The 15,508-nt window shown below is 48.6% G+C and carries 14 protein-coding genes; 3 read left to right on the forward strand and 11 right to left on the reverse strand.

All coding sequences use genetic code 11. The annotated features are described in order from the left end of the window. Positions 1–81: 81 nt before the first annotated feature. The 8 genes from PTW35_RS23375 to PTW35_RS23410 all read right to left on the reverse strand — a co-directional run bounded on the left by PTW35_RS23375 (position 82) and on the right by PTW35_RS23410 (position 9,625). On the reverse strand, positions 82–423 hold the full coding sequence (locus PTW35_RS23375; protein ID WP_231580622.1) for a SemiSWEET transporter: 342 nt from the start codon (positions 421–423) through the stop codon (positions 82–84). Positions 424–481: 58 nt separating this feature from the next. After that, the gene (ptsP, locus tag PTW35_RS23380) at positions 482–3,004 is read right to left on the reverse strand and encodes a phosphoenolpyruvate--protein phosphotransferase (RefSeq protein WP_281027685.1); all 2,523 of its coding nucleotides are present in this window, start codon (positions 3,002–3,004) and stop codon (positions 482–484) included. A gap of 161 nt (positions 3,005–3,165) precedes the next feature. Next, entirely contained in the window at positions 3,166–5,796 is a 2,631-nt protein-coding gene (locus PTW35_RS23385) for a glycoside hydrolase family 38 C-terminal domain-containing protein (RefSeq protein ID WP_281027686.1), read from the reverse strand. 7 nt (positions 5,797–5,803) lie between these two features. Continuing rightward, entirely contained in the window at positions 5,804–6,898 is a 1,095-nt protein-coding gene (locus PTW35_RS23390; protein WP_039457740.1) for a PTS fructose transporter subunit IIC, read from the reverse strand. 11 nt (positions 6,899–6,909) lie between these two features. After that, the gene (locus PTW35_RS23395; protein ID WP_039457737.1) at positions 6,910–7,224 is read right to left on the reverse strand and encodes a PTS fructose transporter subunit IIB; all 315 of its coding nucleotides are present in this window, start codon (positions 7,222–7,224) and stop codon (positions 6,910–6,912) included. Between the two features lie 10 nt (positions 7,225–7,234). Next, positions 7,235–7,753, reverse strand: a complete 519-nt coding sequence (locus PTW35_RS23400; RefSeq protein ID WP_044620922.1) for a hypothetical protein — start codon at positions 7,751–7,753, stop codon at positions 7,235–7,237. A gap of 105 nt (positions 7,754–7,858) precedes the next feature. Then, entirely contained in the window at positions 7,859–8,584 is a 726-nt protein-coding gene (locus tag PTW35_RS23405) for a carbonic anhydrase family protein (RefSeq protein ID WP_281027687.1), read from the reverse strand. A gap of 291 nt (positions 8,585–8,875) precedes the next feature. Then, positions 8,876–9,625 carry a GntR family transcriptional regulator gene (locus PTW35_RS23410; protein ID WP_281027688.1) on the reverse strand — a complete coding sequence of 250 codons (750 nt, stop codon included), beginning with the start codon at positions 9,623–9,625 and terminating at the stop codon, positions 8,876–8,878. 262 nt (positions 9,626–9,887) lie between these two features. Here PTW35_RS23410 and PTW35_RS23415 point away from each other — a divergent pair, with 262 nt between their 5' ends. Further along, the gene (locus tag PTW35_RS23415; protein ID WP_281027689.1) at positions 9,888–10,817 is read left to right on the forward strand and encodes a dihydrodipicolinate synthase; all 930 of its coding nucleotides are present in this window, start codon (positions 9,888–9,890) and stop codon (positions 10,815–10,817) included. A gap of 34 nt (positions 10,818–10,851) precedes the next feature. On the opposite strand, the gene PTW35_RS23420 is transcribed toward PTW35_RS23415, so the two are convergent. Genes PTW35_RS23420 through PTW35_RS23430 form a run of 3 tightly spaced genes read right to left on the reverse strand, consistent with a single transcriptional unit; the run spans position 10,852 to position 13,431 of the window. Further along, positions 10,852–11,592: a sulfite exporter TauE/SafE family protein gene (locus tag PTW35_RS23420; RefSeq protein ID WP_281027690.1), complete on the reverse strand. Its 741-nt coding sequence runs from the start codon at positions 11,590–11,592 to the stop codon at positions 10,852–10,854. 8 nt (positions 11,593–11,600) lie between these two features. After that, the gene (locus tag PTW35_RS23425) at positions 11,601–12,488 is read right to left on the reverse strand and encodes a sugar phosphate isomerase/epimerase (RefSeq protein ID WP_281027691.1); all 888 of its coding nucleotides are present in this window, start codon (positions 12,486–12,488) and stop codon (positions 11,601–11,603) included. A 52-nt stretch (positions 12,489–12,540) separates the two neighbouring features. After that, entirely contained in the window at positions 12,541–13,431 is an 891-nt protein-coding gene (locus tag PTW35_RS23430) for a TIM barrel protein (RefSeq protein ID WP_281027692.1), read from the reverse strand. A gap of 199 nt (positions 13,432–13,630) precedes the next feature. On the opposite strand from PTW35_RS23430, the gene PTW35_RS23435 reads away from it, so the two are divergent. Together PTW35_RS23435 and PTW35_RS23440 are read left to right on the forward strand one after the other, a co-directional pair. Then, positions 13,631–14,848: an acetyl-CoA C-acetyltransferase gene (locus tag PTW35_RS23435; protein WP_281027693.1), complete on the forward strand. Its 1,218-nt coding sequence runs from the start codon at positions 13,631–13,633 to the stop codon at positions 14,846–14,848. A gap of 9 nt (positions 14,849–14,857) precedes the next feature. Further along, positions 14,858–15,508, forward strand: coding sequence for a 3-oxoacid CoA-transferase subunit A (locus PTW35_RS23440; RefSeq protein WP_044620916.1), 651 nt, complete (start codon positions 14,858–14,860; stop codon positions 15,506–15,508).

Below are 15,508 nucleotides of genomic sequence, written 5' to 3' on the forward strand. Positions count from 1 at the left end.
AAATCTAATTGGCACTTTAAAAATTATCATCCCCTATGAATATATTTATAAATTTAGAACAACAATATTAAAATCACCTTATCAAGCAGCTGCTCTTTCATTTGTTTTTGACTTCAACTTAAGAAGCAAAACAATACTAGAAAGAACCAGTGTAATACCATTCCCAAGCATCAATGGAAGATCATGTGATATTAAGCCATAAATCAACCAGCACAGAATACCAAAGACAAACAAGACGTACATTGCCAATGAAATACCTGCAGTATCCCTGGTCCTGATGGTATGCAGCACCTGAGGCAGAAATGACAGGGTTGTACAGGCAGCCGCAACGCCACCCAGCATTGTCGGATGGTCAATCATCATAGGAAGACCTACGGCCATCATGATCATCACGGCCAATACATTCAACGATATTACTTTCATCTTTTTCAATCCAACTTTGGTCCTAGAAGCTTCCTCTAGGAACCTTTTCGCCTCTAACTTATGCCACTTGCTCGTACAGTACCCCTTTGAGCAGAGATACCGTTTGTTCCCTCCCCAAGGCGTTGTTCATCAACGCATCTCTAAATTCACGGTGCATTAATTTTCGAGCCAACTTGGAGAAAATACTCATATGCGTTCCCTCATGATCATGGCTAGAAATCGTAAGCATGATCACTGTAGAAACCGTCTCGCCGTCTGCTTCATTCCAAACAATAGGCTGTTCAAGATGAGCAATAGAAATACTGTTATGGTTCACTGCCGCTGATTTACAGTGAGGAACCGCAACACCAAAGCCTAGGGATGTCGCAAAAATCGCCTCCCTATCCCAGATCGCCTGCTCTACCGCAACGGCGTTTTCTGCCCTGCCATGTACTTCAAGGTTATCGGTCAACTCCTTGATGACACCTGCTTTATCAATAGCATGACACTGAACAACAAGCTGTTCAGACAAAATCTCAGGATGGTCTTGTTGCTGCCAGAATTGATCGATCTTGGCTTTAACCTCGTCTAGCGAAGCCAATCCGCAGACCTCATCCAGCAATTTGCAGCATGAAGCGTATTCAAGCTGGGCCAAGTCAGCACGCCGCTGGATGATATTGGGCGAGGATAAACTGATTTCGTCAAAACCCATCGCCAAAAGTAAAGGCAGCGCCCGTTTATCGCTTGCCATTTCACCGCAGATACCAAGCTCGATGCCCGCGGATTTCGCTGTCTTGGCAATCTCTGCAAGGAAGGCGATGAAACCTGGGTGGAAACTGTCGTAGAGTGCACCTACTTGGCGGTTGCCTCTGTCGCAGGCCATGAAATACTGGGTGAGATCATTGCTGCCAATCGAAATGAAATCGATCAAACCCGCGGCTTTTTCGAGCAGATAACGGGCTGAAGGGACCTCTACCATGATCCCCAACCGCCAACAGCCAGTAACACGCCCTTCAGCCGTTAACTGGGCTTCGCATTGCTGACATAGCTGGTGAATCCACTCCACCTCTTCCATGCAGGCAACCATAGGGATCATAATATTGACTTCACCATGCCGAGAAGCCCTAAGCAAAGCGCGGATTTGGCTTTCAATCATGTGTTGGTATTGCGGGTACATACGTACCGCACGGTAGCCCAGGAACGGATTTTCTTCCTCCGGCATCTCGAGGTATGGCAAAGGTTTATCGCCGCCGATATCGAGCGTCCGGATAATCACGGTCTTTCCGGCTGCCGCTTCGATCACTTCGCGATACACATCATACTGTTGCTCTTCACTCGGTGCATCGTCCCGATCCATAAAGAGCATCTCGGTCCGGAACAGACCTATCCCTTCTGCCCCACGCTCGAATGCACTGCTCGCTTCCAGCCCCACGGCAATATTGGCGTACAGGGACAGAGCCCTGCCATCTTTGCTTTGCCCTTTGCTGCTGGCATAAGCGGTCAGCAACGATGTTTTTGCCAAGTGCTTGTGGTGCTCCAGCAGGTAGAACTGCTCGACTTTTTCATTCGGATCGCGGATCAAACACCCACAGAGGCCATCGAGCACCAAACTTTCGGCGTCTTGGACAAACGCTTCGGCAGCCTCAACAGCAGTAAGCACCGGAATGCCGAATGATCGGGCCAAGATCACCGTGTGAGAAGTTTGCCCAGCTTGTGCCAATACGATGCCTTTAAGCCAGCGTTTGTCCAAGGCCAAGAATTCGCTCGGCGTTAGGTTATCAGCAATCAGGATACTCTCTTTCACCAAGGTCACGGGTTGCTGTAGCGGCTTACCCACCACCAAACTGGCTAACCTGGCACATAAATCATCAATGTCCAAGGCTCGCTCACGCATATAGCTGCTCTGGCTTTTCAGCATCGGGGCTTTCAGCTCATTAGAGGCCTGGGCTATGGCAAGAATGGGATTACCCTGCAGGCTATGCTTCGCCAATGATTGGCTAAACAAACTGTCACTCGCTATTTGGAGGTGCGCTTTAAGGATTGCTAGCTCCTCGCGGCTACCTTGAGCTTTAGCCTGTGCAATCGCCTGTTCAATTTGCTGGCACAGTATATGCCTCGCTTTTTTTATCGTCTCATCGGCAGGGCCATTCTCTTCGAACGCAGCACTTTCAGCCAGCTTGTGCAGGTCTACCTGACTGCAAACCACCGGGCAGCCTTTGCCAATACCGCGTGACACAATACTGCCACGTACATACACAGGCTCGGCCTTAAGCAAAGATACCGGAAGTGGCTGACAGACATCGGCCTCGCTGCATTCCAGTGGTTCGTCACAGTCGGAAAATTCCCCTTCAATAAATGCCTTCATTGCTTCAAACGCTGCCTGCTCGTCTGTTCCGTCAAACACCAGCTGGCATTCGTCGCCAACAGCAACATCAGCGCCGACCAGAGAGAGCACACTTTTGGCATCGGCTTTCGTCCCCTTGCTTATATTGAGCAGGGAAATCTGGCAACAAAAGGGGGTTGTCCGGTTTTCTATCTCTGCCGCCGGCCTGGCATGAATACCATTGACCAGAGGATTGGTAAATTCTATTGATTTAGTCATGATTGCCCCTTCGGGAATATTCGATACGTTTTTTCGGGTGTAGCAGACCACTCACCCAAGCAACAGAGACAAAGCCAACAAATACTGACTGTTCTCCGGGCTATACGGGTGAGGGCCAACGGTGATGCACAAGTAGTGCAATTACATTTAAGCGTTTCGCTTTACGGGTTAGCTTTGCTCAGGCGCAGGCCGATTAATCCTTGTGGCGGAATAACCGTTTGGGCCGTGACATCTCCGACAACACGCTCCATGCCATCAACCTGCTGAACCCGCCACTCTGCTGGAAGCGCACCAAGCGCAATATGGTTATTGCTAGCATTCATTAACCTAACAACCACACTGCGGCTATCATCTTCACAGACCTTGACCGCGCTAACCGTCACGTCAGGCTGGTTGAGCGCCAACATGCTGAAAGTTTCCGGTGCAGTGAACACTGGCGGAGCAATCATGAAGCGTTGTACAACCCCGTTGTGCAAGGTCAACGGAGTGCTCAACCACTCCTTCACCCGCTGGCATAACCCGGCGTCAGAAGCGCTACCGCTGAATGGGTAAAGAGCCAAACGGAATGACAATGGTTGGCGTAGCTGGGAGTCAGGACTAGCATCCGGCAAACCTGATAGACGCCCTGGACGGTATTTCAGATCCGGCTTACCGACAAAACCCATGGCACGGAACAGGGTTATCGCGATTGAGTCATCATATTGCTGATACTCTCGTACACCGTCTGCCATCACTGCAATTCCGCCTTGTGACGTTTCACCGGCAACAACACTCTGCATCGGATAAATCGGCACGGGACAGGATGTCCATTGCTGCTGTTGCCATAGCGACAGCGCCAATTCATCGTTGCCACGCCGGATCAGCCCGACAGGTTGATCCGCCACACTCTGTGCCCGGGCAAAATCGCCATTAACATGCAGTTGTAACCGGTGATCATTGACTTTATTTTCCAGCTCGAGCGCAATATCCAAATGCTCACTGCCTTTCGCCAGTCCCAGAACGACTTCAATGTGCTGCGTGACAGAACCGCACTTTTCGGCCCGCTCGGCCAAGTCCGCCGGCAGATCCGCCTGATAATCAATACGGATTTCTGAGCGCAGCGGCCCTTGGCAAACCCGGATCCCTTTGGCTTGTTGCACTCCAAAAGCAATTTGATGGTCATCATGCGGCTCAGAAAAGTCGTAGTTGTCACCATCATCGCCGCCGTCCACCAGGGTGATTAAATCATCCCAGTGTTGGCCGCTGCTCAAACAGGTCAAGCTAATCTTGCCATGCATATCGACCGTCACTGACAGGGCCTCATTAGCAATACTGACCGGTTCATCGATCACAGTTTGAAGCTGGCAGCGATCAGCCGGCGCTTCCTCATCGGCCAGGCGCTCTACCCTGAGGTTACGGTAGCCGCAGGCTGGCAAACCTTCCAGTGACACCACAACGTTATGCCGGTACCAGGACCGAAAGCGCTCATCACCGAGGGTGGTCGGGTCTTGGACAATGGCATTGATATCCACCAGCTCGCACGACACATGCTGCTGCTCTACATCCTGCGCACCGTCAAAGATGGTAAACCGGCGAGTCGGCAATACCAGCTCCAACTCGACCTGAACGTTGCGGCTGTAAGGCAGAGGGTTGAAAACCAAAACGTACTCGCCGTCTTTTCCCTTTGTCGACGAATCGGCCAATTGCTTGAGTGTGATCGCCTTGAGCCGTTCAGCATTCTCACGAACCGCCTCGATACGGGCTTTAACCTGACGGTTTACAGAGTCGGTATTACAGCCGCCGATGGAGTCATGGGCATGGCTCTGCATTAACTGCTTCCAGTTTTTCTCCATCAGGCCATACGGATATTTCAGACCAAATTGGTTAGCAACCGTCAGCAATGGCTCAAGCTGATTGACCAGCAGGTTCTCGACATCGCTGTTGAGTTTTTTGATGTCGTAGCGGGTTGAGTAAATGCCACGATGGATCCGGCTATATTTGCCATACAGCATTTCGCTTTCAACAACGGGGAGCGAGCAACCGGTGCTACTGGCAAAGTAATCTTCGAAACGGCAAAGTTGATACTGGTATGGCCGAGTTTCATTGGCCTGTCGGATAGCCTCAACCGTTTCTCTCTGCCATGGTTTCTGGTCATGCCCCCCCATGAACAAGAAGTGGTCCCGCTCGCCGGGCCAGAAGCGCTCACTCATCTTCTGATCAATACCCTCAAGATGCGTTTCCATTGGCTTCATCCCCTGGAATGCGCTATAGCCAAACTCGAGTACCGCCGTGGTTACTTCACTGCCATCTGGAGCCCGCCAAACGAATTCAGTATTGCCACAAATTCCTTCCCAGATCCCACGCCAAAAGACGCATTTATCGATATTGAAATGCTTAAGTAGCTGAGGAAGCTGTTCACTTTGGCCGAAAGAGTCAGGTACATAACCGACTTTCATGACTGCGCCGAAGCGTTCGGCATCACGACACCCCCACATCAAGTTCCTGATTTGTGATTCGCCGTGGACAACACACTGATCAGTTTGGGTATACCAAGGACCAACCAACAACTTGCCCGACTCGACCAGAGCTTTCACCCTGTCGCTGTCTTCCGGTACCACACTCAAGTAATCCTCGAGCATCACCGACTGCCCATCGAGCACGAAACAAGGCAGACCATCGTCTTGCTCAAGCTGCTCCAGGACTTGCTGCATGGTGAAGACCAGCAATACTTGAGACTCCTCAGTGCTGAAATACCACTCGCGGTCCCAGTGGGTATGAGGAACTATGTACGCTTTCTTATTCAATGACATCATTAATACCTTAAGCGGATTTCGCTGCTTGCTGCTGGGTCTCAGCCTCTGTGGCCTGCTTAGTGAACTGTCGCTTCATCAGTACCGTGGTAGCAACAGCGACAAAAGCCACGCCGGTAGCGATAGAAATGAAGTACAAGAAGAAATTGGACGATAGAATCAGCGCAAGGATCCCTGCTGCTGGCGCTTGTACTATTGAGTCAAACATGATCACCATCGCCGCTGAAATGGCACTGCCGACGGTATTAATAATGATTAATGCTGGATTGGCGAGGATAAAAGGTATTGCCCCCTCACTGATGCCTACACATGACATCATCAGGGCTGCACGACCATTTTCCTGCAATTCTTTGCTGTAGTATTGCTTGGCGAAAATCGTTGACAGACCGATACCAAACGGTGCGATCATGATAGCAATATGTGACGCGGTAACAGGCTCAAAGATCCCCTGGGCAAACAAACCGAGACTCACCGTGATGGCCGCCTTGTTGATTGGTCCCCCCAAGTCAAAACCTACCATTGCCCCCAGCACAGCTGCCATCACCACTTTGTTGCCACCGGACATGCCGACCAACCAATTTTCCAGGCCAGTATTGAGAGCAATAAGCGGATAACCGACAATATATTTCATGACAAACAGAATGATTGCCGAGCCGATTAGCGGGATAATCACCATCGGCAATAGGCTGCGGAACTCTTTTGGCAGCTTGATATTGGCCAGCATCCAGCGGACTAAATACCCCACCATCAAACCACCCAATAGAGCCCCTAAAAAGCCCATCTGCATGTCACGGGCCAACATACCGGCAATTAAACCCGGTGCTATGGCAGGTTTTCCCGCCAGGCCAAACCCAACAAAGGCGGCAATAACCGGGAATAATAATGTCAGTCCATATAAACCAAATGTTTTTAAATCATTTATTAATTGAGCAGCTAAAGAATTGCTTTCTTTTAAATCAACCCCAGTTAAGGTTTCAAATAATGAACCAAAAGCCAGCATCATACCACCAGCTACAATAACTGGAATCATGTATGAAACGCCGGTCATTAACGCTTCACGTAATTTATCTATTTCAGTTTTTTCTTTTTTTAATAGTAGGGCCATGGTAATTATCCTTAATTATTATGAATTAAATGCATCATGGTTTCATACACTGCATCAGGCTGTTTAATTGGGTCTGCCACCGCACACTCAAGAACCGTGAGTGGTTCAAACCTGTCCATGCCTTCCACTGCAATTTCTGCAGCAATGATAGCGCCATCAGCCCGAGCAATATCATCGGCGGTGATCTCATTATCAATACCTGTGCTGCCTTGAGTTTCTACCTTGACTTCCCAACCGTGATCTTTGCCCAATACTTCAAGGGCTTCTGCCGCCATATAGGTATGGGCAATTCCAGTTGGGCACGCCGCTACACAAACAATATACATTTCGACCTCGCTAGCAACTTGATAAGCTGCTGTTATTAAAGACAAAAAAAGCAGCAATCATCTTACGACGATTGCTGCTCATTGGATGGATGCTAACGTGAGTTACGTTACTTTTGCTAGCATGTTCACGACCAAGTGATACAGTACCATTTGTAATAGACGTAGCAGCATTCGCTGGTGCATAGCGATAGAAACACACCAAGGAACTGGCCGCTACCTGCTTCGCAAAATATAGGTATGTCAGTGACAACAATGAAAGCAGTGTGCGAACTTGCTCCGCACGGTACTGATGATGACTTTTCCATCGTGCACAAGTCACTTCGCACCAATACCTGAACGGCTTACCAAGCATATCACCAACACAGATATATAGCTGGTTATAGTCCGATGCAATTGCATCCAGTTCCTTGTCAGATCCAGAAACTAGGTTATCACTTGGACTGATACAGACACACGAATAAATAGCATTAACCAAGGTGTGCAATACACCCTGGATAAATACTAATAGCGTGGCCGTATCAAATCTCATCAAACTATCCCCTATAAAGATAGCCAAATCATATACAGATAAATTTAAATATGATGTGATGCAATTCACAAATGATTGCCAGCACACTATTTAAATTATCATTAATTACAATAGTTCGACTTTTCCATTGGAAATATCGTACATCACACCAACTAGCTTAATTGTACCCTTTGTTTCTAAATCTCGTATTGTCTCGCTATTCTTTCTTATTTCATCCAACGTTAATTGAACATTAGTTTTCGCAACAGCATCGACAAAAGCGTAATTTTCTGGCGTCCGTTCTCCATCAAATTTAGTTTTACCAACGGCTGGTTTTATCTTATCAAGTAATGAAGTCAGATTGCCCATCTCAACATTGGCAATGGCACCCTGAACAGCACCGCATTTTGTATGCCCCATCACCATGATGACTTTTGCCCCAGCGACAGCAGTAGCAAATTCCATACTTCCTAAGATATCACTGTTCGATACATTACCTGCCACTCGGCTATTAAATAACTCGCCAATTCCTGCATCCAAAACGATTTCTGCCGGAGCCCTGGAGTCAATACAGCTTAAAATGACCGCAAAAGGGTACTGTCCTTGCTGGCTTGTTCTTTGCTGAGCAAGGTAATCATGCTCTACCCCCTCCCCTTTTATGAAGCGCTGATTACCATCAAGCAAAGACTTAATCACCTGATCTGGCGTCATCGCATCCCGCTCTTCTTTTGTTAGCGAGGCGGCATAAGAGACAGAAGGAAGCCCGCCAACAGCCGCAAAAGCCACCGCTCCGGCTGATAACTTCAGTAGGTGCCGTTTAGATAAGTCAAATGAACAGTTTTTATTACACATTCAATACCTCCTAGGTATAAGGTTGGCTAAGTCATTGAATATGTATAAAAACAGTATAAAAAAGAGATAGAAAATATGAGGAGATATATCAAAGTAATACACAACTTGAGCGACTATCGATTTGCAGCCTCTCACTTTCCGCGCACGTAGTCGCTGTTTTGGGGTTTATACCGTTAAACAGCCACACGATCATGTATCAAGCTTATCTGGGTGCCGATGAAATAAGATTAAGAATGATTTACATTTATTGTGTTTTATAACAACACCTCAAAGAGATGATTTAGCCCATCGCTAGTGACCGTCTCTATGTAATTCAATAGTAAAGTTATGGTAGTCATTTAGACACCAACTAAAAGTGTACTCGACAGGCGTATCATTGTGGGTATAGCCAGTACGAGTAACCAGTAACAGTGGATGATGCTCTTTGATGTTCAGATAATGTGCCAACTTACTATCCGATACTGTCACGCTAAATCGCTGTTTTGCGCTCAGTACTGGCACCTTTCGGGTTTCTAACAATTGGTATAATGACTCCGCCAGATCATTAATATTATTCATTAGATGTCCTGGAAGGATTGTCTTTTGGACAGAAACCACTACAGCGCCGACTTTACGTAAACGTGTTAACTCTACCACTTCACTTTTAACATCTGTAATGTGAAGGATACGAGACTCTTCTTGTGTCGGTGGCCGGCGCAGGTACCCCACCAGTTCACTGTGAGCCCCGCTCCCCATAGCATCCGCCATTTCACTGAAGCTTTCCAATAGTGGCATGGAGTGACTCACGCGGGGGGCTATAAATGTACCGGACCCCTTAATTCGAAGCAGTATCCCTTCTTCAAGCAATTTCTGGTAGGACTTACGAACTGTTCCGCGAGCTATTCCAAGTACCTCTCCCAATTCACGCTCAGATGGCAGAGCATCACCGGGCTGTAATTGTCCCTTTGTAATGGCTGATTTAATAACGCTAATCAACTGCATATACAACGGTGTACCACTCAAGTCATCAAGCTGACGTCTTATTTGTTGCGCTAAAACCATCTTTCTCCAAACATATTTATCAATGGCGACCAATTATGAACCAATTTTCAAACAGAAAGCGTACTCTGTCAGCTCTCTATGCTTCCCGCAGCACATTATCGTGAAGCTCATCGCATAATTGAAATTCCCAGAGCGACCAGCAATCAGAAATGGAGCTCAATTGGTACACTATTGGTATACCCGCTATGTTAATTGAAATCTCATTAACCACTCACAAATCGTCTTCGCCGATTTTCGTGAGTAAGTTATTAAGGATATCCTGATGTTAAAAAAACGCCTGCTAGACTGTGGGGCTGCCGATTTAGGTAAAATGAATAGAGCAGAGCTTTTGTACGCAATCCGCGCGAGTGAAGGACGAGTAATGGTCAGTGAGAATATCGCTATTACTCAGCCACTATTAAACAATGTATCCAATGCAGAACTTGCGGCTTCGCAAGGTGCCGATATTTTACTGGTCAATATGTTTGATACGGAGAACCCCGAGATCCGTGGTTTACCTTCAGATATCGAACCTTATAGCGTTCTATCAGAATTAGAACGTCTGACCGGACGAATAATTGGGGTGAACCTGGAAGCCGTAGACCCCGAGTTTTCCATGGCTCATGATGACATTTGGCAAATGAAGCCAGGTCGAGCAGCTACGGCAGTCAATGCTCTAAAGCTAGTCGAGATGGGGGCAAAAGTACTTGTCTTGACTGGAAATCCCAATAATGGGGTTAGTAACCGTTCTCTAGGGCAGGCTGTCAGTGAAGTACGAAAAGCCGTTGGTGATCGTGCTGTAGTCATTACCGGAAAGATGCACGGAGCGGGCATAGTACAAGAGAGCGGTAACGCAATAATTAACGAAGAAGACATTGCATGGTTTGCATCTCAGGGAGCAGACATCATTTTACTTCCTGCTCCGGGTACAGTTCCTGGTATGAGCCAAGATAAAGTCGCTTCGCTTATTGATTGCGCCCATAGCCATGGAGCTCTGGCAATGACCGCGATAGGGACTTCTCAAGAGGGCTCTGATGTCAGTACCATCAGACAGATTGCCCTTATGAGCAAAATGGCCGGAGCCGACTTACACCATATTGGCGATACCGGCTATTTGGGGATAGCGCTTCCGGAGAATATTTTCGCCTACAGTGTCGCCATCAGAGGTATTAGGCACACTTACACCCGAATCGCTCGCTCTGTTAATCGATAACATACGAAGCCACCTACTCATGTAGGTGGCCTATTTAAAGAACGTCAGTTACTAGCTTCATCCCGGAAAGAAAAAGAAACAGGTAACACAGCTGGTACACAACATCCTGACTAACACGATGAAGAAGCCAGACCCCCATATACACCCCAACAGGAGCCAGGGGCATGAGTACTGCCGCCGTCATCAAGTTGGTAGTATCAAACTCTCCGAGCATGGTGTAGGGGATCAGCTTGGCCAGATTGATAATGGCAAACAGCACTGCCATCGTGGCAATCAAAGTGACTTTTTCTAGCCGCAACGGCAGCAGGTAAATACTGGCCGGACCACCACCAGCATGGATTGCCGTACTGGAAAAGCCTCCTAAGCTGCTCCACCACCATGCACTGGCTTTACCAGGCTTTTTGTCATCCTGGCTACCGCCCAGCACATACTGCACACAGAACAGCAGCGATAACACCCCAATCAAAAGTTTGAGTCCGGATTCAGGGGTTACGCTTAGAAACAGCCCTGCTAGCAATACCCCTAATAAAGAGCCCGGCAGCATTTGCTTCAGTACCGAATAGTCAGCACTACGATAGTGCTGCTTGACCGCAAATGCATCCATCACACACAGGATAGGCAGCAAGATAGCAGCGGCTTGAGTTGGCGAAACGACTAAGGCCATCAGGGGAACCGCGATGATCCCTAACGCTCCGCCCAAACCGCCTTTACCGATCCCGTAAATCAATACAGCGGGTACGGCAGTAATGTAAAACCAAGGATCGGTAACAATCATCTCAACCCTTACACGCAATGTTCAGCCAGATACCCACGGCTTTTCGCCATATCCATTTTCACATGATCAAGCTGGCTGACAGCACGCTCTTGCTCAACAACAATCCAGCCTTGATAATTAATATCCTGCAATACCTTGAAGATATTAGAAAAATTGATACTACCCTCGCCTAATGGGCGGGTAAGGCCTTTACTGAATGCATTGGTCATCCCGCAGCGATCACGCATCGCATTATGTAATTGCTGGCCGTCCACATCTTTAAAATGCAGGTGTTCCAGGCGGTTAGCATAGCGACGGATAAACTCTTCAGGCTTCATCCCATCAATAAACAAATGGCCGATATCCAAGCACAGGCCAAGGCGTTCAGCCGGAATTGCATGCAGCACTGAGGCTATCTCATCAGAAAAAGCGACAAAGCCCCCTGAGCTAGGATGCAACAAGGTTCGTACCCCTTTTGCCGCAGCCATTTTGGCAACCTCAGACATAGTCGATATCATTGCCTGCAACTGCTCTTGCTTGAGCCTAGGTGCGATAACACCATGCCCTACATAGGCATCCCGCGCAGCATTGGCACGATCCATAATGATCAGCTTATCGACTCCAATAGCGCTGAGTAGATCAATCACCCGCAGCGCTTTTTCAAGTACCTGCTCTTTAGAGTCAGGACAACTGAAGTCACCATGAAGGTTTCCAGCACATACTTTCATTCCCCTCACTCGCAAAGAGCTCGCAAGGATAGTCGGGTCTTCAGGGAAGTACCCAACGGGCCCAAGCTCAATCCCTTCATAACCCGCTTCACGTGCCTCGACCAACACTTTCGCCCAACTGGGGTTTCCGCCTTGCTCTGAGTTTTCCACTCCCCACGAGCAAGGTGCACACGCTATCTTTATTGCCATAATTACATCCTCTACATGACAAACTACTAACTAAAATTCTGTTTCAGACTACCTAGATGAAGCCTTTCTCAACCAAGAACTGACGGCTTTTCTTAATATCGGGTAATGTCGTGTCTGAATGGCGAGGATCGCGCTCTTGCTCTATCGTGATCCAGCCGTGGTAACCAATGGACGCCAAAGCCTCAGCAACCTCGTTATAATCCACCGCCCCTTCGCCAAGTGGACACATCACACCATCGGCACAGGCTTGCCAGAAACCAACTTGCTTATCGATAGCGTGCTGCAATCGCTGCTGGTTGACGTCTTTAAAGTGAACATATTCCAGCCGGTCGGCGTACTCCACCAAACTTTTGGCCGGATCCATCGTGGCGTAATAGAGATGGCCGGTATCAAGGCAAAGCCCTACCTCTTCAGCAGGCAAATCGCCCAGCATACGGTCGATTTCATCCCGATATTCGATATAGCCACCAGCATGAGGGTGGACAACCGCCCTTATCTCATGGCGCTTGGCAATTTCGGCGATAACTCTGATAGTGCTCATCATCTGTTGCCAACGAGCATCATCTAGCCTTGGCGCTTGCTCTGGCATACCGGCATAGCGGCTTCTGATGTCATTGACACAATCAATGACGACCAATTTTTCGCAGCCAATCTTTTGCAGCAAACCACACAAGCGTTTAGTTTTGCTTATGATGTCTTCGTAACTTCCCGGCTCAGAGAGCGGCTCGAATATAGTACCCGCACAAATTTCCAACTCTTTGATGTACAAGGCCGTGTTGACAGTGTCGGCATCGAGAGGCAAAAAACCATAAGGCCCCAGCTCTGTACCGGTAAATCCCCCCAACCTTGCCTCCGACAATACCGTCATCCAATTTGGGTTATGCGGATTGTCAGAAGATTCAACACCCCAGCAGCAAGGTGCGCATGCAATTGAATAACTCATAGTTCCACCCTCAAGTGATCCATTAACTGAACAAAGCAAATTACAGCCAGACTAATCACTCTGAGTACTAATTGGCGTGACCAAGCACGCATCTTATTTTTGCATTTTCGCAAATCAGATTTGAATCTATGCCTATAACACCCCTGGGCCCGCCCCTCATACACTGTTGATAACAAATCAAACTGAAACAGGAAGTTGTATGGAATCTGTATACATTGTTGCCGCGAAACGCACCCCTATCGGCAGTTTTAATGGTGCCCTAGCCCCAGTCTCTGCTCCTCAGCTAGGGGCTACCGCCATCAAGGGCGCTCTTGAGCAATGTCATCTCGATCCAAGCCTGGTTGATGAAGTAATTGCCGGTAATGTCCTAAGCGCAGGGATCGGTATGGGCCCAGGCAGGCAAGCTGCCGTTTTGGCAGGTATCCCAGAAACCGTGCCCGCTTATACCCTTAACATGATCTGTGGGTCAGGCATGAAAACCGTGATGGATGGTGTCAGCCATATTCGTGCCGGTGAAGCTGAGATTGTTATCGCATGTGGGATGGAAAGCATGTCCCAAGCACCTTTCATTTCTGCAAACCCACTGCGTGATGGGGTAAAAATGGGCCAGCTCACTCTTGATGACTCAATTATCAAAGACGGTCTAACGGATGTGTTCAACCAGTACCACATGGGGATCACGGCTGAAAACATTGCCGAATTGCACGAGCTAACTCGCGAGGAACAAGACCAGTTTGCACTCTCAAGCCAGCAGAAAGCGACTGCAGCCATCAAAGAGCATGGCTTTAGCGATGAAATCGAACCAGTCAATGTCTCCCACCGCCGCCAGCAATACAGCGTCAGCATTGATGAATACCCGAAAGCTGATGCGACTCAGGAAAAGCTGCAAAGCCTTCGTACCGCATTCAAAAAAGAGGGTACCGTGACGGCAGGTAATGCCTCCGGCATTAATGACGGCGCATCTGCCATTATTCTTGCTTCCAAAGCAGCGGTAGAACGCTACAATCTCACCCCGCTGGCTGAGATCGTCGCTTGTGGGCAAGCAGGACTCTCTCCAAAGGTGATGGGCCTTGGCCCGGTACCGGCCATCGCCAACGCCCTCGATAAAGCCAAACTCACCCTGGCCGATATCGAATGTTTCGAGCTCAATGAAGCGTTCGCAGCCCAGGCCCTCGGGGTAATGAAAGAACTGTGCGAGAAACACAGTGTAGATAAATCCTGGCTTGAGTCTCGTACCAATCTGAATGGCGGCGCAATCGCCCTAGGCCACCCACTCGGGGCATCTGGCAACCGCATTCTGACCACACTGATTTACCAACTCGAACGTACACAGCAAACCTATGGCTTGGCCTCCCTCTGTATCGGTGGCGGTATGGGCACAGCAGTGATTATCCGTCGATGCCAGGCGAACCAATAGGAGCACACCATGAAAAAATCTATTTCTGCTAGCGAGATCGCCAGCCTGCTGCGAGACGATATGACCATCATGATCGGTGGCTTCATGGCCAACGGGGCCCCCGAGGGACTGATTGATATCATCCTTGAATCCGATATCAAAAATATCACCTTGATCACCACAGACACCGGTACACCAGAAACGGGATCTGGCCGCCTAATCAAGGCCAAGCGTATCAGTAAACTGTATGCCTCCCATATCGGCACCAACCCTGAAACCGGCACGCAAATGAACAGCGGCGAGCTAGATGTTGAACTCGTACCGCAAGGCACTCTGGCCGAACGTATTCGTGCTGCTGGAGCCGGTCTCGGCGGGGTCTTGACCCCAACCGGTCTCGGTACAATGATTGCTGAATCCAAGCAAGTGATCCAGGTCGATGGTAAAGACTTCCTACTGGAGAAACCGCTTCGCGCTGATCTTGCCTTGATCCGCGGCTCTGTTGTCGATACCAAAGGCAACACCGTCTACAAAGGAACAACACAAAACTTCAACCCGTTAATGGCCACCGCCGCCGATACCGTCATTATTGAAGCGGCATGCTTGGTCAAGGCTGGTGACATTGCTCCTGAAGCAGTACACACACCAGGACTGTTCATTGACCATATTTACCAAGGAGCCTAA

It is taken from the genome of Photobacterium sp. DA100 (genome assembly GCF_029223585.1).
Classification (GTDB): Bacteria; Pseudomonadota; Gammaproteobacteria; order Enterobacterales; family Vibrionaceae; genus Photobacterium.

Coding starts and splice junctions, on each gene's coding strand:
- PTW35_RS23375 (WP_231580622.1), bottom strand. CDS start 423: ATGAAAGTAATATCGTTGAATGTATTGGCCGTGATGATCATGATGGCC.
- ptsP (WP_281027685.1), bottom strand. CDS start 3,004: ATGACTAAATCAATAGAATTTACCAATCCTCTGGTCAATGGTATTCAT.
- PTW35_RS23385 (WP_281027686.1), bottom strand. CDS start 5,796: ATGATGTCATTGAATAAGAAAGCGTACATAGTTCCTCATACCCACTGG.
- PTW35_RS23390 (WP_039457740.1), bottom strand. CDS start 6,898: ATGGCCCTACTATTAAAAAAAGAAAAAACTGAAATAGATAAATTACGT.
- PTW35_RS23395 (WP_039457737.1), bottom strand. CDS start 7,224: ATGTATATTGTTTGTGTAGCGGCGTGCCCAACTGGAATTGCCCATACC.
- PTW35_RS23400 (WP_044620922.1), bottom strand. CDS start 7,753: ATGAGATTTGATACGGCCACGCTATTAGTATTTATCCAGGGTGTATTG.
- PTW35_RS23405 (WP_281027687.1), bottom strand. CDS start 8,584: ATGTGTAATAAAAACTGTTCATTTGACTTATCTAAACGGCACCTACTG.
- PTW35_RS23410 (WP_281027688.1), bottom strand. CDS start 9,625: ATGGTTTTAGCGCAACAAATAAGACGTCAGCTTGATGACTTGAGTGGT.
- PTW35_RS23415 (WP_281027689.1), top strand. CDS start 9,888: ATGTTAAAAAAACGCCTGCTAGACTGTGGGGCTGCCGATTTAGGTAAA.
- PTW35_RS23420 (WP_281027690.1), bottom strand. CDS start 11,592: ATGATTGTTACCGATCCTTGGTTTTACATTACTGCCGTACCCGCTGTA.
- PTW35_RS23425 (WP_281027691.1), bottom strand. CDS start 12,488: ATGGCAATAAAGATAGCGTGTGCACCTTGCTCGTGGGGAGTGGAAAAC.
- PTW35_RS23430 (WP_281027692.1), bottom strand. CDS start 13,431: ATGAGTTATTCAATTGCATGCGCACCTTGCTGCTGGGGTGTTGAATCT.
- PTW35_RS23435 (WP_281027693.1), top strand. CDS start 13,631: ATGGAATCTGTATACATTGTTGCCGCGAAACGCACCCCTATCGGCAGT.
- PTW35_RS23440 (WP_044620916.1), top strand. CDS start 14,858: ATGAAAAAATCTATTTCTGCTAGCGAGATCGCCAGCCTGCTGCGAGAC.